At 68.4% G+C, this 20,693-nt stretch carries 20 protein-coding genes and 2 pseudogenes; 8 read left to right on the plus strand and 14 right to left on the minus strand.

Going from position 1 to position 20,693, the window contains the following annotated elements:
• From ACWF94_RS09190 to ACWF94_RS09200, 3 genes are all read right to left on the minus strand, one after another.
• Positions 1 to 470: AfsR/SARP family transcriptional regulator (locus tag ACWF94_RS09190; protein WP_453486211.1), on the minus strand; the 470-nt coding region annotated here is incomplete at its 3' end.
• Positions 471 to 570: 100 nt separating this feature from the next.
• On the minus strand, positions 571 to 1,614 hold the full coding sequence (locus ACWF94_RS09195) for a hypothetical protein (protein WP_453486213.1): 1,044 nt from the start codon (positions 1,612 to 1,614) through the stop codon (positions 571 to 573).
• Between the two features lie 552 nt (positions 1,615 to 2,166).
• Positions 2,167 to 3,546, minus strand: a complete 1,380-nt coding sequence (locus ACWF94_RS09200) for an FAD-binding oxidoreductase (RefSeq protein WP_453486215.1) — start codon at positions 3,544 to 3,546, stop codon at positions 2,167 to 2,169.
• A 141-nt stretch (positions 3,547 to 3,687) separates the two neighbouring features.
• Between ACWF94_RS09200 and ACWF94_RS09205 the strand changes: the two genes are divergently transcribed.
• Positions 3,688 to 4,311, plus strand: a complete 624-nt coding sequence (locus tag ACWF94_RS09205; RefSeq protein ID WP_453486217.1) for a TetR/AcrR family transcriptional regulator — start codon at positions 3,688 to 3,690, stop codon at positions 4,309 to 4,311.
• Positions 4,312 to 4,880: 569 nt separating this feature from the next.
• Complete coding sequence (locus ACWF94_RS09210; RefSeq protein WP_453486219.1) at positions 4,881 to 5,162, plus strand: hypothetical protein; 282 nt, start codon at positions 4,881 to 4,883, stop codon at positions 5,160 to 5,162.
• A 518-nt stretch (positions 5,163 to 5,680) separates the two neighbouring features.
• Here ACWF94_RS09210 and ACWF94_RS09215 read toward each other — a convergent pair.
• Complete coding sequence (locus ACWF94_RS09215) at positions 5,681 to 6,160, minus strand: DUF6924 domain-containing protein (protein WP_453486221.1); 480 nt, start codon at positions 6,158 to 6,160, stop codon at positions 5,681 to 5,683.
• Between the two features lie 462 nt (positions 6,161 to 6,622).
• Between ACWF94_RS09215 and ACWF94_RS09220 the strand changes: the two are divergent.
• Positions 6,623 to 6,670, plus strand: a pseudogene (locus ACWF94_RS09220) (hypothetical protein); the annotation flags it as partial.
• Positions 6,671 to 6,695: 25 nt separating this feature from the next.
• A complete protein-coding gene (locus ACWF94_RS09225; protein ID WP_453486223.1) occupies positions 6,696 to 7,757 on the plus strand; it encodes a hypothetical protein in 1,062 nt (353 codons plus the stop codon).
• A 213-nt stretch (positions 7,758 to 7,970) separates the two neighbouring features.
• Here the strand turns inward: ACWF94_RS09225 and ACWF94_RS09230 are convergent, their stop codons facing one another.
• The 7 genes from ACWF94_RS09230 to ACWF94_RS09260 form a co-directional block, all read right to left on the minus strand.
• Positions 7,971 to 9,446 (minus strand): aldehyde dehydrogenase family protein, encoded by a 1,476-nt coding sequence (locus tag ACWF94_RS09230; protein ID WP_453486225.1) that lies wholly within the window; start codon positions 9,444 to 9,446, stop codon positions 7,971 to 7,973.
• Positions 9,443 to 10,033 carry a thiamine pyrophosphate-dependent enzyme gene (locus tag ACWF94_RS09235; protein ID WP_453486226.1) on the minus strand — a complete coding sequence of 197 codons (591 nt, stop codon included), beginning with the start codon at positions 10,031 to 10,033 and terminating at the stop codon, positions 9,443 to 9,445. The genes ACWF94_RS09230 and ACWF94_RS09235 overlap by 4 nt, the downstream gene beginning before the upstream one ends.
• Positions 10,033 to 10,566: a hypothetical protein gene (locus tag ACWF94_RS09240; protein ID WP_453486228.1), complete on the minus strand. Its 534-nt coding sequence runs from the start codon at positions 10,564 to 10,566 to the stop codon at positions 10,033 to 10,035. The genes ACWF94_RS09235 and ACWF94_RS09240 overlap by 1 nt, the downstream gene beginning before the upstream one ends.
• Before the next feature lie 14 nt (positions 10,567 to 10,580).
• A complete protein-coding gene (locus ACWF94_RS09245; RefSeq protein WP_453486230.1) occupies positions 10,581 to 11,540 on the minus strand; it encodes a threonine ammonia-lyase in 960 nt (319 codons plus the stop codon).
• On the minus strand, positions 11,530 to 11,910 hold the full coding sequence (locus ACWF94_RS09250) for a RidA family protein (protein WP_453486232.1): 381 nt from the start codon (positions 11,908 to 11,910) through the stop codon (positions 11,530 to 11,532). The genes ACWF94_RS09245 and ACWF94_RS09250 overlap by 11 nt, the downstream gene beginning before the upstream one ends.
• On the minus strand, positions 11,907 to 13,397 hold the full coding sequence (locus ACWF94_RS09255) for an MFS transporter (protein WP_453486233.1): 1,491 nt from the start codon (positions 13,395 to 13,397) through the stop codon (positions 11,907 to 11,909). The genes ACWF94_RS09250 and ACWF94_RS09255 overlap by 4 nt, the downstream gene beginning before the upstream one ends.
• Before the next feature lie 75 nt (positions 13,398 to 13,472).
• Positions 13,473 to 14,783, minus strand: a complete 1,311-nt coding sequence (locus ACWF94_RS09260) for an amidohydrolase family protein (RefSeq protein WP_453486235.1) — start codon at positions 14,781 to 14,783, stop codon at positions 13,473 to 13,475.
• Between the two features lie 128 nt (positions 14,784 to 14,911).
• Here ACWF94_RS09260 and ACWF94_RS09265 point away from each other — a divergent pair, with 128 nt between their 5' ends.
• Positions 14,912 to 15,928 carry an Lrp/AsnC family transcriptional regulator gene (locus ACWF94_RS09265; protein WP_453486237.1) on the plus strand — a complete coding sequence of 339 codons (1,017 nt, stop codon included), beginning with the start codon at positions 14,912 to 14,914 and terminating at the stop codon, positions 15,926 to 15,928.
• Here the strand turns inward: ACWF94_RS09265 and ACWF94_RS09270 are convergent.
• On the minus strand, positions 15,919 to 16,554 hold the full coding sequence (locus ACWF94_RS09270) for a TetR/AcrR family transcriptional regulator (RefSeq protein WP_453486238.1): 636 nt from the start codon (positions 16,552 to 16,554) through the stop codon (positions 15,919 to 15,921). The two genes, ACWF94_RS09265 and ACWF94_RS09270, sit on opposite strands and share 10 nt — an antisense overlap.
• Positions 16,555 to 16,699: 145 nt before the next feature.
• Between ACWF94_RS09270 and ACWF94_RS09275 the strand changes: the two genes are divergently transcribed.
• Both ACWF94_RS09275 and ACWF94_RS09280 read left to right on the plus strand, forming a co-directional pair.
• Positions 16,700 to 17,554, plus strand: coding sequence for an enoyl-CoA hydratase/isomerase family protein (locus ACWF94_RS09275; RefSeq protein WP_453486240.1), 855 nt, complete (start codon positions 16,700 to 16,702; stop codon positions 17,552 to 17,554).
• A gap of 28 nt (positions 17,555 to 17,582) precedes the next feature.
• Complete coding sequence (locus ACWF94_RS09280) at positions 17,583 to 18,377, plus strand: hypothetical protein (RefSeq protein WP_453486242.1); 795 nt, start codon at positions 17,583 to 17,585, stop codon at positions 18,375 to 18,377.
• A gap of 390 nt (positions 18,378 to 18,767) precedes the next feature.
• Here ACWF94_RS09280 and ACWF94_RS09285 read toward each other — a convergent pair whose 3' ends face one another.
• Together ACWF94_RS09285 and ACWF94_RS09290 are read right to left on the minus strand one after the other, a co-directional pair.
• Complete coding sequence (locus tag ACWF94_RS09285; protein WP_453486244.1) at positions 18,768 to 19,445, minus strand: response regulator transcription factor; 678 nt, start codon at positions 19,443 to 19,445, stop codon at positions 18,768 to 18,770.
• 66 nt (positions 19,446 to 19,511) lie between these two features.
• Positions 19,512 to 19,730, minus strand: a complete 219-nt coding sequence (locus tag ACWF94_RS09290) for a hypothetical protein (RefSeq protein ID WP_453486245.1) — start codon at positions 19,728 to 19,730, stop codon at positions 19,512 to 19,514.
• 531 nt (positions 19,731 to 20,261) lie between these two features.
• On the opposite strand from ACWF94_RS09290, the pseudogene ACWF94_RS09295 reads away from it, so the two are divergent.
• Positions 20,262 to 20,693 (plus strand): annotated as a pseudogene (locus ACWF94_RS09295) (hypothetical protein); the annotation flags it as partial.

The raw sequence follows: 20,693 nt of genomic DNA on the forward strand, positions 1-20,693 counted from the left end.
GCGAAGGCGTGGTCGGCGGCCTCGCCGAGGGCCGGGCCGCGCCACAGGCGCAGCGCCCGGTCGAGCAGCTGCCGGGCGCGGTCCAGGTGCACCTGCCGCAGCGCGGCGTGCGCTCCGGTCACGGAGCGCTCGAAGACAGCGGTGTCCCGCGCTTCGCGGGGGACCCGCAGGGCGTAGCCCACCGGGCCGCTGACCAGCAGCTCCGAGTGACCCTGTCGCCCCGGGTCGAGGACCGACCGGAGTCGGCTGATGTGTGCGCGTACCGATGACACAGCGGCCTTCGGTTGGTCGCCCTCCCACAGATCGCGGCAGAGAGCGGCGAGGGAGACCGGATGGCCGTCCTCGATCAGGAGACGGGTCAGCAGTATCCGCCGTTGCCGGGGCCCCAGGTCGATCGGGGTGTCGCCGCGCAGCACCGTGACGGGGCCGAGCGTCGCGTACCGCAGGGAGGAACCGTCACGACTGTCCATGGAGTCTGATCCACTTCCTGATATCCGGGTGATGGGTTCACGTGAGGAGATGACTGGCACGCGCGTCTGGGCGGAGGACGCCGCCGAGGTCCTCCGCCGGCTACTCGCCCCCGCCGTCGCCACTTCCGCCGTCGCCACTCCCGCTGTCGCCGCCGTCCGCACCCCAGCCGTCGCCGGCGCCACGCTCGTTGTCCTCACGCCCCCTGCCGAGATTGCTGAACCAGGGGAGGGGCCATGCTTCGTCGCGGGCGGCCGGCTCGCCCTTGTACACGGGGCGCCCCCGCTCCGCACGGAACCGTGCCGAGCCCGTGGTGTTCCCGAGCCCGAAGGAAGCGGCGAATACCTGTGCCATGACAGCATCCAGCGGGTCGGCGTCCTCGTAGTGCACGGGAGCCAGCGGCAGCAGCACCGGGTGCGGCCCCGATGCGAGTCGGCGTGGTGGGCGTGACAGCAGGGCGACGCGCCGGTCGTTGCACAGCAGCCGCGAACTCACCGGGTTCGCCCGCCGCAGGACCCAGTGCCGATCCGGGATCCGTACCTCCACGACGCTCCTGGACTTGCGCAGCTTCTTCTCGAAATTGACCTCAGCCGTCATGTCGGCGACGGTCAGATGCAGGCCCCCGGACGGTTCGAGGGTGTCGAGGTAGAAGCCGTACGGCGCCCGGAGGCGTACAGGGGGAGCGTGCGGCCCCCATACGTCCACGCGCACCAGGCGCCGGTCCACGGCGACGGCGATTGGCCCGACGGGTCCCGGCGCGAACCGCCGCGCGATCCACAGCGGCACCCCCTCGGCCTGTGCCCGGACGGACAGGGCGGTCACCTGTTCGGGCCCGCCGCACCATCGGACCGCGAACTCCCCCAGCCGGTGGGCGAACGCGGCGGCATGCCTCACTGCCACCGGTGTCGAGGTGCCGGTGACACGGGTGACCGGCACGATCCCTGGCCCGTCCGCCAGTTGCTGCAGCGGGCGCTCCGTTCCGCCGCCGCCGAGCCAGCTGCCCCGCAGGTATGCATCGGCCATGGCGCCGAGGTTCAGCTCGTGCAAGGGGGTGGTCCTGGAGCCCACCCGCAGTCGGTCCTCGGTCAGCTCCACGATCCGTGGCAGCAGTTTCCCCGACCGTTCGCCATAGAGCACCCGGCTCATCGCCGCCCCTGTCCGTCGTGTGGCCCGGCGCGGCGGTCCCCGGCTGAGGCAACCGGGCCACGGAAGGCCCCACATGCCGACTGCGAAACACACAAGGGGCCGGCCCCCGCGAGTTGCCCGTCGTTCAGTACCAGTCTCATGGTGCGTGTCGTCTCCGTCATCAACTGCCGTTCCTGTAGCGCTGTTTCGCCTGGACCCTCTTCGCCCGACCCCTCGTCCCAGGCCCCGACAACCGGGTCAACAGGCAAGTGGCCGATGGCGGCGCCGCTTCCCTTCGGCGTCGGAGAGTCCTTCGGCACGCCAGCGGATTCAGCGGCGCTCGTACGGGCGCGGGTGGCCGGTCCGGCTCGCGGCACCGGGCGAGGCCGCGGTGGACCTGCTCGCACTGCGGGCACTTGGCACCGGGCCGGGCCGCCACGGCCGCTGGATCCGCGGCGCAGCCCTGCGGGCCACGCCCGGACTATGCGTCCGTCCCCACGGGCTGCCTGCTCCACGAGTGCCGCGCGGGCTCGGCCGGTCCGTCGCCACGGCTTCGGTGTCATGGCTGCGGTGTCAGGGCTCGGGGTGTTCCGGGGGGAGGGGTGTGGCGGAGAAGACATTGTCGGGGTCGAACCTGTGTTTCGCGGTGAGCAGGCGGTCGCGGTTGGGTCCGTAGGCGTGGGAGATCTGGTCGGTCTCGTCCGGGCCCAGCAGGTTGGCGTATCCGCCTGGCAGGGCGTCGCCGGCGAGGGAGTCCGAGAGGTGGCGGGCCCAGGCGCGGTGCTGCGTTTCGCGGCTGTCGCCCGGTTCCCACTGGGCGATGTTCTCGATGAGGAGGTGCGGGGTGCGGATGCCGTAGGCGGTGTTCTCGACGGGGACCCGGGTGGCCGCACCGTGCAGGCTGTGCAGGGAGATGGCCGACAGAGGCGACGTCATCGACTCCCCGCCGGCGATGAGCGCGTCGATTGTCCCGGGCGTGAAGCCGGGCACTGTCCTGGGGCGGATTTCGACGTGCCGTCCGGCCGGGAACATGGTGCCGTTCTGCTGGAGCATGTCCGCGACCGTGGTGGGGGCGATCCGGGCGAGGAGTGGGTCCCCGAGTTTGGTCAGCGCCTCCATGGCGCGCTCGCCTTCCGCCGCCTCGCCGCACCAGGTGGGAGCGACGAACACCACGGTTTCCCCGGTGGGACCTGTGAGGGCGCCGCACTGCACGGTCAACTCGTCAGGTCCGCGCAGAACAGGTTCCTCCAGGGCTGTCAGGACCGAGGCGGCCTGGGCCCAGGGGAACATGATCACGCCGCTGAGGATCGTGGGCACGGTGTGCAGCTTCACCCGCATCGAGGTCACCACGCCGAAGTTGCCACCACCACCGCGCAGCGCCCAGAACAGCTCCGGCTCGTGCTCGGCGTCCGTGGTGATCAGCGAGCCGTCGGCGAGGACGACGTCGACGGAGAGCACATTGTCGACCGCGAGGCCGAAGCGACCGGTGAGCGGGCCGTAGCCACCGCCCAGGCTCAGGCCCACCATTCCCACGCTGTCGACGGTTCCGGTCACTGCGACCAGACCGTGGGAATGTGCCGCGCGGACCAGATCGCCGGCGGTGGCTCCTCCTTCGAGATCCGCAACTGCCGCCCCGGCGTCGACCGTCACCCGCCGCAGCGAACTCATATCGATGGTCAACCCGCCGTCGGCCAGCGCGGACCCCGTCCAGCCGTGCCCACCCGCCCGTACGGACAATGGAATGCCGAGGTCACGGGCGACTCGGACGCCCGCTTGAACATCGCCCGGCTCTGTGCACCTCAGGACCACGGCCGGCCGATGCATGACAGCTCCGTTCCACAGCGCACAACTCGCGTCGTAGACGGGTCCGGAGGTCACCACCTGTCCTGTGGTGACCGCACGGCGCAACTGCGCGACGACCTCCGCGTACTGACTCCCCGTTGGCTGCGTCACGAAATACCCTCCCGTGATCGGTTCATGGCTCTGGTCAGCGACCGTAGCACCCGCTGAAAGGAGAAACTATATGATCACCGGAGCCTGACTCCGGCTACTGTGGAGTGGCAACAGATACCCGACGGCGCAAAAGGAACGATCATGCCTGTACCTCCCGGAAGCCGGCGAAGCGACTATGCGGAAGCGACCCGGCTGGCCATCGTCGATGCCGCGCGGATGCTCTTCTCGCGCAAGGGTTACTTCATGACCACGGTCGAGGACATCGCCAAGGAGGCGCGGGTCGCCCCGACGACGGTGTATGCCGTCAGTGGAGGCAAACAGGGACTGATCCTCACCTTGGTGGACATCTGGAGCCAGGCCCCCATCGTCGCCGAATCGATGGACAAGCTCGACGCGTTCACCGACCCGGACGAGCTGCTGCGGCAGACCGCCACCGTGGTGAGGTCCATGCGCGAGAGCTACGGCGACATCATGCGCGTGGTGCTCACGACAGCACCCCACAACGAGGCCGTCAGCGAAGGACTCGCCACCGGAACCGAGCGCTATCGCGACGCCATCGCCGATGTCGCAGCACACCTGCGCAAAATCGGAGGCATGCACCCGGACATGACGGCGCAACAAGCGACAGACATCATGTGGTTCTACTTCGGCTACACCGGATACTCCACCCTGGTGGATGACAACGGATGGTCCTGCGACCAGGCCGAACGATGGCTCGTCCAGCAAGCCACCACCGCGCTCCGCACCAGTCCCCAGCCGACGTGATCAGTCACTGCCACACCATGGCTGCGGAGAAGCGCTTCAGAACACTGCTGCACCGCACCGACGACGCGGTCCCGGCAGACACCCTGCCGATCCGATCAATCTTGACGACCCGGACGTCAGCCCCTGGGCCCTCAAGGGTGCGCCGGGTTCAGGGCGAGTGCCGTAGTCGGTGGTGACGGCAGGACACGGGCGGTTGAGATTGTATGCGCGACGTCAACTTTCCTGCGGCGACGGTGTTTTGAGGGCTTTCGGCGCTGGTCATCGATGATGTAACGGACAACGGCGAGGTGATCCGGGTCATCGCCCGGACCCGGAATGTTCCTCTGCCCTGCCCGATGCGCGGGGACTTGCTCGCGGAGGGTCTGCCGCTGGCAGCGCAGCAGTCCACCGGCAAATCTGCCACTGTCCGAACGTGATACCCGTGCATCTTCCCCGTCGGCACGGCGTCGTCACCGCCGATTACGGAACAGAGCCGTACGATTTTACAGTTCCGGAGACCAGGCGGGGGAATCATTCACCAGACTGAACCTACGTACCACAAGGCCGGATCCAGCGCGGTACTCGACTACATGGTCGCGAAGGGAGCGCCCACCGACTACAAGGCGGCCCGGATCGAGTACCGCGGCAAGACCGCTGTGACAGAGAACTCTGATCACTTTCCGGTGGTCTTCTCCACCAAGACGATCGATCCGGGTACCTGCACGGCACTGCGCCCTCTCGCACGCGTTCCGGCTGTGAGGTCCGCCCAGGCCGTGGACCCGTGCGGGGGAGTGGCGTGCGTCAAGGACTTCATTTCCGCTGGTGTGGCACTCCGCCCGGCTCCGGCCCGCACCACCGTGGGCACGAAATAGGTCACGCCCTCCCTGCCCCGCAGCCTCTCCGACCTCGGGGCGGTCTCGCACCACCATGTCCCCACGGCGTCCAGGGAGACTGGTTCGAAAAGGACCGTTGGCAGTGCTCGGTAAAGCCCCTGCCCCATCACGCACCCCTCGCCGCCCAGAGTTCCGGGCGTTCGGGGGGCGGGGACGCAGCAATGTGTCCCTGCTACCCGACACGGCTCCTCCAGCACTCCGAGACACTGATCACCTGGGCAGCCATCATCCTCATGCTGACCAGGCGAGCCCCCCGCTGAACCTCCCGCAGAAGCGGACAGCCGGTATCGCGGGGATCGCCATGCGACTGCCTACTCCTGAGGTGCCGGTCGGCACCTCCGCCAAGAGTTCCCCGGCCCTCGAGTCGGCCCCCAGGTCGCCTCTTTACTCGTCAAGGCTGTTCGTGCGCCGAACGGTCGGCATGTCGCGGAGGTCTCGCCCCGGCGCAGAACGCGTCCATCGCAGGGTGTCCATCCGTCCCACTGCGCAGCCGCAGGTCAGTCCGCCTGCCGCGCCGCATCCAGCCTTCGGTACCAGCCGTCAGGGTCGTTCTGCGCCGTCGCGGCAAACTCATGGAAATCCATGTTCGCGATGGCCAGATTGACGCTTACGTCGATGAGTCCGTCGGGCAACACGCGAAACTCCCGTCCGTACTCCAGCTCATACTCGTATTCCTCGTCATCCTCACAGTCCTCACGGGTCACGGTGGACACGGCCAGGAAGGGGCAGGGGCTCCGCATGGTCATCGAGTCCGCGATGAACACGACATCTTCGGACGTCGGCGCCGCGGCGAGGACATCCTCCACGCTCGCGCCGGCCCAGGACGGCTCGTCAACTACGTAGCTGTCCCAAACGTCAGCATCTTGCTGCGAATCGAGCAGCGCTACGACAGCACGCCACGCAGCGTCGTCCGAGTAGTCGGTACGAACAACAAGGGCAGCGTCGCCAACGTCCAACGGATCAATGATCGGTCTCATACACCGATGATCAGCCACCCTGACACATCGAAGCAATACCTACCGGACGGATCACCGACAACCGCGGGACCTTCTCCCAGCCATATTGCGCCGAAGGGTTCGGAAACAGGCACTGAACTTGACTCTGTCGGGGATCTTGGAGTTTCCCGGTGCGGCAGCTTGACGAACGGGCATGCTCGGAGCTGTTCCGAAGACCGATGCGGTGTCGAGGTGTCCGTTGTCGCTCCGTCCTCGTTCCGGTGAGCAAGTCCCTTCTCTGGCCGTGCAGATCGCGCGGGCGGGTAACCCGGGCGGTACGACTGCGATGTGGGTGGGGGACAGGCTGGATGGGCTGTGGTGCGACGAGGACTTCGCCGAGTGGTATCCGCGTGACGGGCGTCCGCGCCTGTCACCTGCCCGGCTGGCCACTGTCTGCTGTTGCAGTTCTTGCTCGGCCTGTCCGACCGGCAGGCCGCCGAGGCCGTGTGCTGCGGGATCGACTTCAAGTACGCGTTGGCCCTGGAACTGGACGAACCGGGTTCCCACCACAGTGTTCTTGGCGACTTCCGCGACCGCTTGGCGCCTGGTCGACAGCGGATACGTCTCCGTCGTCCTGGTGGACCGGGCCGCCCGTGATCACGGGATCGACCTGGTCGGCCCGCTCCGTTCCGGCGGCATCCGCCAGTATCAGCAGGACGCCGGGTTCAGCCGCAACGCATTCGACATCGACTTCGAGAACCGCAGCGTCACATGCCCCCGCGGGGAGATCAGCCGAAGCCGGCACGGCCCCTACCCGACCTCCTCCGAGACCGCCGCCCCCGTGATCGTGGTGAAGTTCTCCAAGCATCAGTGCGAACCCTGCACGGCACGCACCCAGTGCACCCGCAGCACCACCCGTGTCATCGGGTCCCCACCCAAGGAACTCTTCGAGCTACAGCACCGGCGAGGCTCTGGCCGGCCTGCTGCGGCCGGGCAACGCCGGCGCGAACACGGCGAGCGACCGCATCACCGTCCTGGACACCGCGCTCGCACCAATCCCCGATGCCCACCGCCACGGCAACGACATCCTCATCCGCACCGACACGCAGGTGGCGCCAGAGCGTTCCTGACCCACCTGCGCAACCTGCGCCGGCAGGGCATCCGGACGGGTGTCTCCGTCGGACACCCCGTCACCGAACCGGTCCGCCGAGCGATCCGGGCCCTGCCCCGGCAGGTCTGGCATCCGGCGCTGGAACAGGACGGCTCCATACGCGGCATGGCCGGGGTCGCCGAGCCGACCGGCATGGCCGACCCGACCGGATATCCCGACCGCACCCGGATCACCGCCCGCCGCGAGCGACCGCACCCCCGGTGCCCGGCTTTGTGTTCGACCTCGATGAAGGCATGCGCCACCAGGTCTTCCCCACCGACACTCCCCACGGCAGGGGATCCGCTCCTGCACGGCGAACTCGCCGATGCCGAGCCCAAGAAGCTCCGCTACCGGCTCCTGCACACAGCCGCCCGACTCACCCGCGGAGGCCGCCGCCTCCACCCGCGGATCGCCGCCACCCGGCCATGGCGACACGAACCGGCGAACGCATTCGCCTGCCTCGCGGCCCTGCCGAGACCACCCACCTGACCAGCGGATGCGTCCCCGACCGCCCACTGCATGAGGACCTGGAACACCCGACCACGCACCGGGCCCGAACCACGCCCTCCGGACGGGAAACAGCCGACAGCCCCGGCCATTGCGACCAGTCGGGCCCAACACAACCGACCGAAACAGGGAGACTAAGCGAAATGAACCACGGGACCTACGACGAGATGAGGCACTCCCAGCTGATCGAGGTCATCATCCGCTTGGCCGCCTTCGACGCGGCCGTTGCGGTACGGGAGGGTGAGTTCGGTGTGTCGAGGGCGGCACACGCCGTGGCGCATGCCCTGCGTGAAGGTTACAGCGGATGCGGAGGGTCTGGAGGTTGGCCAGTTCGTGGACCCCCCATTTTCCGAGTTCGCGTCCGTAGCCGCTGGCTTTGATGCCGCCGGCGGGGAGGCGCGGATCGGTCGAGGAGATCGTGTTCACGAAGACGGCTCCGGCGTGGATCCTGGCGCTCAGGGCTGCGGCGTGGTCGCGGTCCGTGCTCCACAGGCTGCTGCCCAGTCCATAGCGTGAGGAGTTCGCGAGGGCGATGAGTGCGTCGTCGTCCGCACCGGTTGTGAGCGCGCCGAGCGGGCCGAACGTCTCGTGGGAGAGGAGAACCGAGTCGTGCCCGTCCACCTCGATGATCGAGGGTGAGAACCAGGCCCCGCGGGCGGACTCGGGCGCATCGGCCTGGGCGATCACCCGTCCTCCGGCCGCCAGGGCGTGGGCGCGTTGTTCGCGCAGGGTGTCGCGCAGGTCGTGGCGGGCGAGGGGCCCTATGTCGGTCGTCTCGTCCGCCGGGTCGCCGACGGTCAGCGCCTGGACATGCGGTACCAGTGCGTCCACGAACGCGTCGTGCGCATCGCGGTGGACGAGAATCCGCTTGGCCGCGATACAGCTCTGTCCGTTGTTGAGGAATCGGGATTGCACCGCGGCGGCGGCCGCGGCGGGGATGTCGGCGTCGGCAAGGACGATGAACGGATCCGATCCGCCGAGTTCCAGGAGGCACTTCTTGAGCGCCGCCCCCGCGCGCGCGGCGACGAGGGCGCCCACGCGATCGCTGCCCGTGAAGGTGACGGCGGCGACCCGGCTGTCGTCGATGATGCCCGCCGTCGTCGGGGGGTCGACGACGACGGTCTGCAGGACGCTCGCACCGAACGTGTCCCGGAACACATCCTCGATCACCATGGCACTTCCGGTGACGGACTCCGCGTGCTTGAGGACGATGGTGTTGCCGGCCGCGATCGCCGGAAGCAGCGCCCGGATCACCTGCCACCACGGATAGTTCCAAGGGAGGATCGCGAACACCACCCCGAGCGGCACGACTCGGACGATCGCAGTGTCGCCGTCGATGTCGAAGGTCTCCGGCCGCAGGATCTCGGGCAGTTCCCCCGCGTAGTAACGGCACGTGGTGACGCACTTGTCGATCTCGGCTCGCGCCTGCCCGATCGGCTTCCCCATCTCCAGCGTGATGAGTGCCGCGAGCGGCTCCCGCCGTTCCATCAGGACGTCGCCGAGCCGTCCGATCGCCGCGACGCGCTCCTCCACACGTGACCGCGGCCACGGTGAGCCCGCGGCGAGGGTGAGTACCCGGTCGATGCCCTGCGAAGTCGTGTACGGGTAGCGGCGCAGCTCGTCGCCCGACGTGGGGTCGACCGTGACGATGCCGGTGTGCGCGCGCGTCACGCCGCGGCCTCCGCGACGGCGTGCACCTCACGGAGCCAGCGGGTGAACCGACCGGTGAGCGCGACCGGGTCGATCAGCAGTTTCTCGATGTCCCGCGCGTTCCCGGCCTCGATACGGGCGTACAGGAACGCCGGTTCCCTCACGGTGAGCAGTTCCACGAAGGCGGATCTCAGACCGTCGACGGTGTCGGCGGAGCGTGTCGTCCACCCCGCGGCGGCCGCCAGCCGTTCGAGGTCGATCCGTGACGAGTAGGTCGGCAGCGCACCGGTCGACCCGTACACCCCGTTGTCGAGGAGGACGAGGAGCAGGTTGCCGGGTGCGAGGTATCCGCCCGTGGGGAGGACGTTGGGGTTCATGAACAGGGAGCCGTCCCCCTCGATGCCGACGACCTTCGGTGCGCGGCGATCCGTGCTGAGCGCCAGTCCGGTCGCCACCGATCCTGCGAGGCCCATCGCGTCGAGGAGGTAGAGATGATTGTCGCTGTCCTTCACGGACGCCAGCTCGCGGCTCGTCGCCGCGCAGGTGACCACGACGGGATGCCCGCTCGTCAGGTCGGCGAGGGCTTGGAGTGCTTCGATCCGCTTCATCAGGCGACCCTTCCGTCGGTGTTCCAGAACGACCCGAGGACCACCACGGGCCGGTACGTCATCGCCGTGTGCGCCCCGGCCTCCGCCACGGTGTCGCGCCAGTCCCCGGCGCTGCTGCGGCGGTCCAGCTCGACGACGGCGAGTCCGGCGGCGCGCAGCAGGACGGGTACGGGCCCACTGATGGAGTGGATCATCGAGTTGTACTCGCCGAGGCCGCCGCGGGTGTTGGCGAAGACCAGCAGTGGCAGGTGGTAGGACAGGGTGAACGTCGTGAGCGCCGTCAGGGCGTTGCCGAACCCGTTGTCCTGCATGACGACGGCGCCGAGCCGGCCGGTGAAGGCGACGGCTCCTATCACGCCGATCGCCTCTTCTTCCCGGGAGAGCGGCGAGACGCGCGGCGAGACGCCGTCCGCCCCGCCGTCGGAGGCGACCAGCGAGTTGATGACGGGCGCCACGGTCACGGAGGGGATGTATCCGACCCGTGCGGCGCCGGCCGCCCAGATGCCGTCGGCGACGGCTTCCGCGTATGTCATGTGTGTGGCTCCGTTCAGGAAGGAAGGGTGAGGGCGCGAGCGAGGACGGCCGGGTCGATGTTGCCGCCCGACAGGACGGCGACCGCCCGCCCGTATCTCCCCGGATCGGCGAGATGGGCGGCGACGCTGAGGGCGCCGCTGGGTTCGGCGACGAGATGGGCACGGCGAGCCAGGGCTGCCACCGCGGAGAGGATTTCCTCCTCGCTCACCGTGACGATGTCATCGACCGTTGCCTGGATGAGAGGGAACGTGATCTTGCCCACGACGGGCGTTCGCGTGCCGTCGGCGATCGTGCGTTGGGTCGACTCTGCGTCCCACTCGACCCGGTGCCCGCTCGCGAGTGAGTCCCGCGCGTCCGCGGCCAGTGCGGGCTCCACACCGACCACGCGGGTTCGCGGGGACAGTGACGTCACCGCGACTCCCACGCCCGAGATCAGCCCGCCGCCGCCGATGGGCACGAGCACCGTGTCGATGTTGTCGAGTTCGTCCAGTATCTCGATGGCGAGGGTCCCCTGACCGGAGATCACGTCGATGTGGTCGAAGGGCGGGATCAACGTCATGCCCCGCTCCGCCTTGATGGTGTCGGCCACGGCTTCTCGTCGGGCGACGGGTGTCATGACGATCTCGGCGCCCATGGCTCTGGCGGCTTCCACCTTGACGGTCATGGCTGTAGCGGGCATGACGATGACGGCGGGTATGCCTGCCGCGCGTGCGGCCCACGCGACCGCCTGGCCGTGATTGCCGCTTGAATGCGTGACCACGCCACGTGCCCGCGCCTCTGGGTCGAGCCGCCCGATCGCGTTCACGGCTCCGCGTAGTTTGAAGGCTCCGATCGGCTGGAGGTTCTCGGCCTTCAGCCAGAGATCCCCCGGCGCCCAGGAGGCGGGCAGGAGCGGTGTCCGCACCACCTCCCCGCCGATCCGTGCGCGCGCCGCGACGACGTCGCCGATCGTCACCGCGGGATCAGGCTTCATCTCGCACGGCGATGGCGTCGAACTCGACCCGTGCCCGGTAGGGCAGTTCCGCCACGGCGACGCACGTGCGTGCGGGCAGCGGCTCGGGAAGGGCTTGCTCGTAGACGGCGTCCACGGTGTTGCGGTCGTCCATCGAGACCAGATAGACCGTCACCTTCACGAGGTGACGCAGTTCCAGTCCCACCGACGCGAGCTTGTTCTCCAGGTTCACCAGGGCCTGGCGTGCCTGGTGGACGACGCCCCCCTCCACGACCTTCCCGTCGTCGATTCCCAACTGCCCCGAGATGTAGACGAGTCCGCTCTCCGTCGCGCGCACGGGACTGTACGGGTGCCGCGCCTGTGAGGGGGTTGCCGGTGCGAGGTCTTTCATGCTCCTCCTCCTGTTGTGTGTGACGTGACGGTGGGGACGTTCGATACGACGCGGTTGCGCATCCTGCGCACCAGGAGGGCCGTCGGGATGGCTGCGAGGACGAACACGCAGGCCGCGACAGCGATGTATGTGTGCACGCCGGTTGACGAGTTGACCGTGTCTCCGTGGACGACGGTGCTCGTGGCTCCGAGGATCGCCGATCCGACGAAGCTCATCGTCACCGAACCGATGGCGACCATGACCATGACCATGCTGGCGACGGTGCCCTGTCTCTCGGGCGGTGCGAGGATCGATGCGAGGTTGAACCCGGAGGTGACCAGCGAGCCCGCGGTGAGGCTCAGCAGGAACGAACAGACCACTGCGATCGGAAGGCTACCGGTGCCGCTCAGGAGCATCACCAACGATGCGGCGGTTCCGAGCACGATGCCCGCGCCAAGAGGCCAGGCGGGTCCCACGCGGGTCGCGACCGCGCCCGCCAGGATGCCGCCGAGCATGATCCCGATGGAGGGGATGCCGAACATCAGGCCGAGCGCCCCCGGTCCGGCGATCCCGTAACCGAGGCCCTCATCGGCAGAGACGTCGATGAGCAGGCTGAACAACTGAAGCATGCTCCGATAGGCGCCCGTCCCCATGACGACCACCAGGAGGCCGAGCCCGAGGACCAGTGAGATACCCCGGACGTCGATCACGGGCTCCGGGATGCGGGTCAGGACGAAGTACCAGACCAGCAGCGCGATCACACCGCAGATGAGGATGGCGAGTGATGCGATCCCGAGCCAGCCGAACTCCTGCCCGAGGCTGACGTACAGGAGAACGCCCGCGAGACCACTGCCGAGAGTGAGCGCTCCTGCGACGTCGACCTTGCCCGGCGTCCGGATCCGTGAGTTCGGGATCACCAGGCGCACGAAGAACGCGGCCACGCCCGCGAACACCGCGGAGACCACGAACACGAACCGCCAGCCGAAGACGTCGGTCGCGATCTCCAGGATGAAGGGGGAGGCGATTCCGAAAACAGCGGAACCCGAGGTGACGACGCCGGTCACGACCATGGAGAACGTGGGCGCGCAGATGTCGCGGATGATCGCGACGCTGAGGAAGAGGGCCGCGACCGCGGTGCCCTGCAAGGCGCGTCCGATGACGAAGACGCCCAGGTTGGACGCGAGCAGGCACACGACTCCGCCGAGGCCGGCGACGAGGAGCGTGATCACGAGGACCTTGCGTTTGCCGTGGATGTCGGCACTCTTGCCGAGCAGTGGTGCCCACATGGCTCCCGCCAGCATCGCGGTGGAATCGATCCAGGCGAACTGATCGCTGTGGAAGGCGTCGCTCAGTTGCGGAAGGACGAAGGTCGGCGAGGCGATCACGGTGTCGACCATGACGTTCACCAGGATGAGGATGGCGACGTAGCCGACGACCCGGCGAGTCCACCCGGTGGGCAGATCAGTCGCCGGTTCTTCCGCGGTGATGGCGGAGTTCATGTCCCGCATGAGCGTCTCCTTGTCGCTGTGGAACACTCCGGGCGGCTGTGCCAGGGAGGGCGCGGAGGGAGCTGAGTACGGGAATCAGGGGCGTGGCGCGGCATGGAGGCTCCTCTGTCCTTCTGCGGAACGTACGGTCTGTGACGAGCCGGATCCGGGAAGTGTGAGCTTGCGGATCAAGCCCTGCTGGGCGACGAGGACAAGGTTCTCGGGTGCCGACAGCACGCCGATGTCCCGCGATGGATCACCTGCGCAGAGAATGAGGTCTGCGGCGTACCCGGGTCGCAGTGTCCCGAGGGTGTCGTCCACTCCGAGAAGCCGCGCGCTGCTGGACGTCGCCGCGCGGATGGCGTCGATCGGCGACATTCCCAGTTCCACCAGGCACGACAGCTCGAAGGGGTTCTGCCCGTGCGGGGTGATGCCGGCATCCGAGCCCACCGCGATGTTCACCTTCCGGGCGATGGCTTCGGCGATGTTGGCCTTGGCCCGCTCGTTCCAGCGAAGCTTCTTCTGGTAGCGCCAGGGCGCGGTCCGTCGCGGGTCCATTGGCTGGAAGACGGCCGACAGGGTCGGGACGAGGAAGGCCCCCTTCTCGCCGATGAGATCGCATCCTTCGTCGTCGATGCCGAAGCCGTGCTCGACCGAGCGGACACCGCAGCGGATCGCGGCGAGTATGCCGGCCCGCCCCTGCGCGTGTGCGGCGACCGGGCGTCCGCGGTGGCGACGCCCCTCGTCCACGACCGCCGTGATCTCCTCGTCGAGCAGATCCTGATCGTCCGGGTCATCATGCGCGCTGCTGATCCCGCCGCTCGTGCAGATCTTGATGACGTCGGCGCCGGCGCGCAGCATCCGCCGCGCGGCTTTCCGTACGGCCACCACGTCGTCGGCGATCTCGCAGTAGTCGAGGCCGAGTCTCTTCCCGCCGGGCATGGTGTCGTCGGCGTGTCCGCCGGTGTGGCTGATCACGCTGACCGACGTCTGCAGGCGGGGACCCGTGATGAGTCCCGATGCGACGGCGTCGCGGAATCCGGCGGGAAGCCCGCCCAGGTCCCGAGCCGACGTGATCCCGGCCTCCAGCGTCTGACGCAGACGTTCGGCCGTCTGGAGAACACCCACGACCGGATCTGTCAGAAGAGCGGCGTCCACGATCGATCGGTCGGATGCGACACCGAGGTGGGTGTGGCAGTCGAACAGTCCGGGAAGGAGCGTTCCGCCTCGGCCGTCGATCGTCCTGACGTCCGCGCGCCCCTGGGGGGCCCGCGCAGCCGGGCCCGCATAGGTGATCCGGCCGTCGGCGCCGGCCTCCAGCACGGCATCGTCCACGGCCTCGCTGCCGACCCCGTCGATGAGCCGCACATTGCCTATCCGCAACGCGGCGCCGTCGTTCGGTCCCACCTGCCCCACCCGCCCTTCGGTCGCCCTCTGTGACCGTTGAAACGGTAGGATGATCCTGTAGTTCAGCGTCTGAATCGCATGGAATCTCTGTCCAGGGCTCGATTCCTGCATGAAAGTGTCGATGCCAGATGTCCACTCCATCCTTTGACGAACTCGACGTCGCCATCGTCGACGCCGTGCGATCGGCTCCGCGTGCGAGCTGGCGGAGCCTCGGGAAGGTACTCGGCACCGACCCGGCGACCGTGAGCCGACGCTGGGCGCGCATGGAGTCCGAGGGCGCCGCGTGGGTCACCGCCCACCCTTCGGGTAGCGCGACCCCTGCGTGTGCGTTGGTGGAGGTCGACTGTGCGCCGGGGCGGTTGACCGAAGTCGCACACGCTCTCGCGCAGGACGCGCAGGCCGCCACGGTCAAGCTGGCGAGCGGCGCCCGGGACGTGCTGGTGCTGGCGCAGGCACCCACCCTCGACGCCTTGTCGCACTACCTCCTGAATCTCGCCCGGCGTGTCCCGGGAATCGCGAAGGTCCGCAGCCATGTGGTCACCCGGTCGACTCTGGAGGCCAGCCACTGGCGCGAAGGGGCGCTGAACCCGGAGCAGAGGCATCGCCTCCGCACCGAGGCGGGGCTCCGGCCCCACGCCGCTGACCCGCTGAAGGACCCGGACGCCCGCATACTTCGCGCGCTGCACGCTGACGGGCGGATGTCGTTCGAGCGGCTTGCCGAGCATGCGGGCATCGGACCGGTATCCGTGCGTCGCAGGCTGTCGCGTATGCAGCAGGCGGGACTCGTCACCCTCCGATGCGACATCTCCCGCCAGCTTTCGGGCCGGTCCGTCTCCGCGGTGTACTTCGGCTCTCTGGATGTCCAGGACCTGAGAGCCGCGGAGAATCGCATCCGCTCACTGCCGGGCGTTCGTGCCTCCACCTTCGTCGCGGGACCCTTCAACGTGATCGTCGACGCGTCGCTGCGATCGACTGCCGCGGTGCACGACCTGGAGTGGCGCATGGGCCAGGAGTTGCCGGCACTGCACATTCAGGACCGCGCGGTGGTGTTGAACATCGTCAAACTGCTGGGCCGCGTCCTGGACACGGAGGGGCGATCCGTCCGCTCCGTGCCCCTCGTCTCCGACGAGGACGGTCACCGGTAGGCGCGCAGGAACGCGTCGACGCCGTCAGCGATGATGGCGAGCACCTCCGACTCCACCCCCTCGGCGTCTCGCCGGGCATCGAGCGCGTCCAGCGCGAGGCCGATCGTGAGAGCGGTGAAGTGCCGCGCCGCCAGTCCAGGATCCGCGGCTCGGAGCTCGCCGTCCGCGGCCAGCGCGGCGAAGCGCTCCTCAAGCATCCGTTCGGGACGGTCGCGGGTGGATTCGGACATCTGGGGTAGGGACCACTTCTGCGCGGTCAGCCGCCGAAAGGTCACATAGGCGGAGGACGGAACGGTCTGTGTGACCACCCGCTGCCCGAACGCCGTCAACGCCTCGCTCAGGTCGCGGCCCGGCGTCAGCTCCTCGTCGATCGCGGCGCGAACAGCGGCGACCACCGCGTCGTGCGTCCGCTCGATCACACGCAGGAAGACCGTCCTCTTGTCGCCGAAGTGGTCGTAGACCGTTCGCTTCGAGACCCGGGCTCGGGCCGCGACGGCGTCGACGCTCGCCCGCTCGAAGCCCTCGGCCAGGAACAGTGCCTCCGCCGCTGCCAGGATCGCAGCTTTCTTGTCCTCCGACCGCCGCCGGCGTCCGGGAGTCTGCACCGCCGCGATAGCCCTTGACATGATCGCAGCGTACAGTAGCCCTAAAACCACACTGGCTAGTGTACTTTGTTGGATCAGGTCGGAATGGGGTCGGCGAGTTCACCTCAGCACCGTCCTCGCGCTCGGCAGACCGAGCGGCGACGGTCCACTGCACGGAGGCAATCACATGGCATTCGATCCGGCTGATCACTGGGAGGGCTACCTCGCGCCGCCCACGTTCGAGGAGTACTCCGCCAGGTACGCGGACTTCTTCCGGATGAGGCGCGAGGACGGCATCATCGAGGTCCGCCTGCACACGAACGACGGCCCGTATGCCCATACCCACGCGGCGCACAACGTGTGGCCGCGTGTGTGGCAGGAGATCGGCAACGATCCCGCGAACGAAGTGCTGATCATCACCGGCACCGGTGACAGGTGGATGACCGGCAATCCCAAGGGGCTCAACCCCCGACCCGCCTCCGACCTGGCCCCCGACCACATCCACCGGCGGATGATGGACGGCTGGAAGCTCATCGAGAGTTTCGTCAACAGCATCGACATACCGACGATCGCAGCCGTCAACGGCCCGGGGGTGCACACCGAGTTCGCGATGATGAGCGACGTCACCTTCGCGGCCCCCGACGCCGACTTCCTGGACCCGCACTTCTGGCTGGGCTCCCCTCCCGGAGACGGCCAGGCCATGGCGCTCGAAGCACTCATCGGCCCCAAGCGCGCCGCGTACTACATCTACGCGGCCAAGTCGATCCCGGCCGACAAGGCCCTCGAATGGGGAATCCTCAGCGATGTGCTGCCCCGTGAGCAACTCCTCGACCGCGCCTGGGAACTCGCACGGTTCATCATGAAGCGACCCCGCTATACACGGTGGGCCACCCACAACATCGTGTCACGGCACTGGAAGAAGGCAGCGGCCGAGGACTTCGGCTTCCACATGGCACATCAGATGCTCGCCAACGTCGCCAGCAAATCCGTGGTGCCCGACCCGGAACTACTTGCCGACTCCGATGCGCGCAGGCTGTTCTGAAGGAACTGACAAGGGAAACAACACCCTCATGACGAACGGCCAGCGTGAGCGTCTTGAACAACTCGTCACGAACGCCGCCTCGCAGCTCGGCGCCGAGTCACCCTGGCTCATGGTGAGTGCGGCGCCGGCCTGCCCGGCACAGGCCGGATTCAACGCGGACAGCGGCGACGCGATGCAACGATGGGTCAGGCGGCAGGTCACCGACTGGCCCGCCCCCGTTGCCATCGGGTCCGAGCAACCGGACATCCGCGCGGACAAGCTGACCTTCGCGCCGCCGCGACCTCCGGGCCGGTCGGCCGGCACCTACTACTGCGAGCTCCATGCGGACGGAGCAGCGCTCGGCGCTCTTCAGGTGGGAACGCTCCGCGACAGCCCGCGGGACGGCAGACAGGTCTGGACACTCGGCGAGGGTGCCGTCGCGTGGATCACCATCGCGATGCTGCGCCTCACGGCAGCCTTCGCCCGTCAGGCCGCGGTCCTGGGCGAAGCCGCCGTCGAGGTCACCCTCATCCCCGCTGCCGACCCCGACCAGGCTGCGCCGATGGAGGTGTGGAACCACGCAGACAAGGCGTACGGCCCGGCAGGAGACCGCCGGGCCGGCGGTATCGGCTCCGCTCGCCACACAGTCAACCTGGCAGAGTGCTTGTCGCCCCGGCTCACGGCGGTGGCACGCCCCTTCGTCATCGATCTGCTGCGCCAGTTCGGACGTCCCGGGTCACGCCACGTCGACCCCGCGGGCGTCATCCGGCGCGGACACTTCACCGGCTACGAGGCGGTGATTCACACCTGGGCTGATGCGATCGGTGTCCCGTCCGAACCGTGACCGGGCATCCAGCCCGGAAACCCGTGTCCCACGACCACCGTCATCCCCACTCGTGAAACACCCGGATCGAGCCCCAGGCCCTGCGCATCGCCCCCGCCTACCGGCCCACCCTCGTCGACCCCTACCGCGACCATCTGTGTGCCCCGCCGCGCGGCCGATCCTGCGGCTGCTTTCACCCATCTGCTCGGAGAGATACCTCCTGCCCTGACAAGAAACCAAGCGTCACCCCCACTACGGTCCAGTGCCGCTCGTTCTACAGTCCCGTAACACAGCGGCCGGGCACAGGCGGACAGGATTCCTGCCTCCTGGCCCGGCCGTGTCCGCGGGAACGCCGGGGACGGTGGCGGGGCAGAGTTGCTGCCCGCGAGGCCGGCTTCGGTGCCCGTCCGGTCAGACATAGCCTTCCCGCAGGGCATACGCCACTGCGTGTGCCCGGTTGCGCAGGTGCAGTCGGGTGGTCAGCCCGTGGATGACGTTCTTGACGGTGCGTTCGGAGAAGGGCAACTTGCCGGCGATCTCTTGGGTGTCGAACCCCTCGGCGACCAGCCGCAGGACGTCCACCTCGCGCGGTGTCAGCCCGGAGGACGGAGCGCCGGGACGTCCGGCCGCGCCGCGGTGCATCGAGCCCACCTGGGTGATGAGCCGGCCGAGCAGATCGGCGGGCAGGTCGCCCTCGCCGCGGGCGGCCGCGAGCACGGCCTGCACCAGGCGGGTGGCGGTGGCCTCGTGCCGCCACACGATGGCGCCGACCCCGCACTCGATCACTTCGAGCAGTTCCGTCTCGCGCAGGGTGTCCACGACGAGCACCGCCCGCGCTCCTTCGCCGCGCACCAGCCGGCGCAGCCGGGTCAGTGTGACCTCGTCGAGTGTGTTCTCGACGAGCAGGACCACCGCGCCGGGACCGGACTCGGACGCCTTGCGGAGTACGACCTGCGGGTACCGGTGCAGTTGGCTGAGCGCGCCCTCGCGGGAGATCGGGTCCCGGGCGTGTACCGCCACGGGAATCCGGTCCGCGGAACCCGCCGTGCCGGGGCGTGGGGTGGGCGCGGTGGGTGATGAGCTGAGCAATTGTTCCCCCGTCTCTGGATGGCGACGTCGACCTCTCTGTCGCCGGTGGTGTGTGGCGATGACTGATCACGTCAGTCGGGGACTGGTGCGGCGCGCGGTGGTGGCTTGTTGGACGAGTGCTGAGTTCAGCACGGCCGTCGGGACGCCCCGCGCCTCCTTGGCCATGTCCTCGACCGTGGTCATGAAGTACCCCTTGCGCGAGAAGGGCAGCCGCACGGCCTCGATGGTGGCCAGACGGGTGGCTTCCGCATAGTCGCTTCGCCGACCTCTGTGCGGTAAAGACATGATCATTCATTGCCATTCTCCGGTATCCGTTGCCACTTCACAGTAGTCGGAGTTAGGCTCCGGCGAACAGATAACTACTACGTTTGGCGAGTGCTACGGTCGTTGACCAGAGCCATGGACCGATCACGGTTGGGTTTGTCGGTAACGCAGCCAACGGGGACTCATCGCGCGGAGATCGCTTGGCAGTTGCACCGCGCGATCCCTGCCGGACCGGTGCTTACCTCCGGGCACGCCTACGCATCAAGAGCGTGCGGGGGTGTTCGTCGTGGGCAGCCTGCGGGAGACGGAACTGCTCGAAGTGATCGCGCCGGACAGGGCGGAGGCGTCTGACGCTTCGTGCTCGTCTCCGTCTGCCCCGGCGCGTGGTGCGACCGGGGAAGACCGCCGATGCGTGTCTCACTCGCACCGCCGGTCCAACTTTCGTACCTCACAGCGGTGATGGCGTTTGTCACTTTCGAGTAGGAATCACGTCTTGATGCGCGAACTCTTCTCCGGTGTTCGATCGGTGAGTTGCGCGATGGAAGGAATTGTGTGGCACAGCTAGCAGATGTTTCGATGGGGCTGGAGGGGCGGGCGTGTGTCGGGGTGGTGTATGGCGGGCCGTCGGCGGAGCATGAGGTGTCGGCCGCTTCGGCGCTGGCTGTGATGCGGGGGCTGCGTGGCAGCCGGTTCCGTCCCGTCGCGGTCGGGGTGGGCAGGGATGGGCACTGGAGGCTGCCCCCGGCCCGTGTGGTTGAGGAGGCTGTGGCCGGGCGGGCGGAGGGGCCGGCGATCGGGGACCGGCTGTCCGTCGAGGGTGTCCGGGTCGAGCTCCGGCACGGCGGTCGACTTGTCTCGTCCGCGTCTCCGGGGGTGGTCATCGAGCGGCTCGATGTCGTGTTTCCCGTGATGCACGGGCCGTACGGCGAGGATGGGGTGGTCCAGGGGTGGCCACCGAGCTGGACCCGGTCGAACGCGCCGTGT

This window comes from Streptomyces sp. NPDC055078, assembly GCF_053607985.1.

Bases quoted from the DNA above. Each gene is read 5' to 3' on its own strand.
- ACWF94_RS09245 (WP_453486230.1), bottom strand. From the start codon at position 11,540: ATGAAGCCTGATCCCGCGGTGACGATCGGCGACGTCGTCGCGGCGCGC.
- ACWF94_RS09215 (WP_453486221.1), bottom strand. From the start codon at position 6,160: ATGAGACCGATCATTGATCCGTTGGACGTTGGCGACGCTGCCCTTGTT.
- ACWF94_RS09250 (WP_453486232.1), bottom strand. From the start codon at position 11,910: ATGAAAGACCTCGCACCGGCAACCCCCTCACAGGCGCGGCACCCGTAC.
- ACWF94_RS09210 (WP_453486219.1), top strand. From the start codon at position 4,881: ATGGTCGCGAAGGGAGCGCCCACCGACTACAAGGCGGCCCGGATCGAG.
- ACWF94_RS09255 (WP_453486233.1), bottom strand. From the start codon at position 13,397: ATGCGGGACATGAACTCCGCCATCACCGCGGAAGAACCGGCGACTGAT.
- ACWF94_RS09235 (WP_453486226.1), bottom strand. From the start codon at position 10,033: ATGAAGCGGATCGAAGCACTCCAAGCCCTCGCCGACCTGACGAGCGGG.
- ACWF94_RS09195 (WP_453486213.1), bottom strand. From the start codon at position 1,614: ATGAGCCGGGTGCTCTATGGCGAACGGTCGGGGAAACTGCTGCCACGG.
- ACWF94_RS09270 (WP_453486238.1), bottom strand. From the start codon at position 16,554: ATGTCAAGGGCTATCGCGGCGGTGCAGACTCCCGGACGCCGGCGGCGG.
- ACWF94_RS09265 (WP_453486237.1), top strand. From the start codon at position 14,912: ATGTCCACTCCATCCTTTGACGAACTCGACGTCGCCATCGTCGACGCC.
- ACWF94_RS09240 (WP_453486228.1), bottom strand. From the start codon at position 10,566: ATGACATACGCGGAAGCCGTCGCCGACGGCATCTGGGCGGCCGGCGCC.
- ACWF94_RS09205 (WP_453486217.1), top strand. From the start codon at position 3,688: ATGCCTGTACCTCCCGGAAGCCGGCGAAGCGACTATGCGGAAGCGACC.
- ACWF94_RS09275 (WP_453486240.1), top strand. From the start codon at position 16,700: ATGGCATTCGATCCGGCTGATCACTGGGAGGGCTACCTCGCGCCGCCC.
- ACWF94_RS09290 (WP_453486245.1), bottom strand. From the start codon at position 19,730: ATGTCTTTACCGCACAGAGGTCGGCGAAGCGACTATGCGGAAGCCACC.
- ACWF94_RS09280 (WP_453486242.1), top strand. From the start codon at position 17,583: ATGACGAACGGCCAGCGTGAGCGTCTTGAACAACTCGTCACGAACGCC.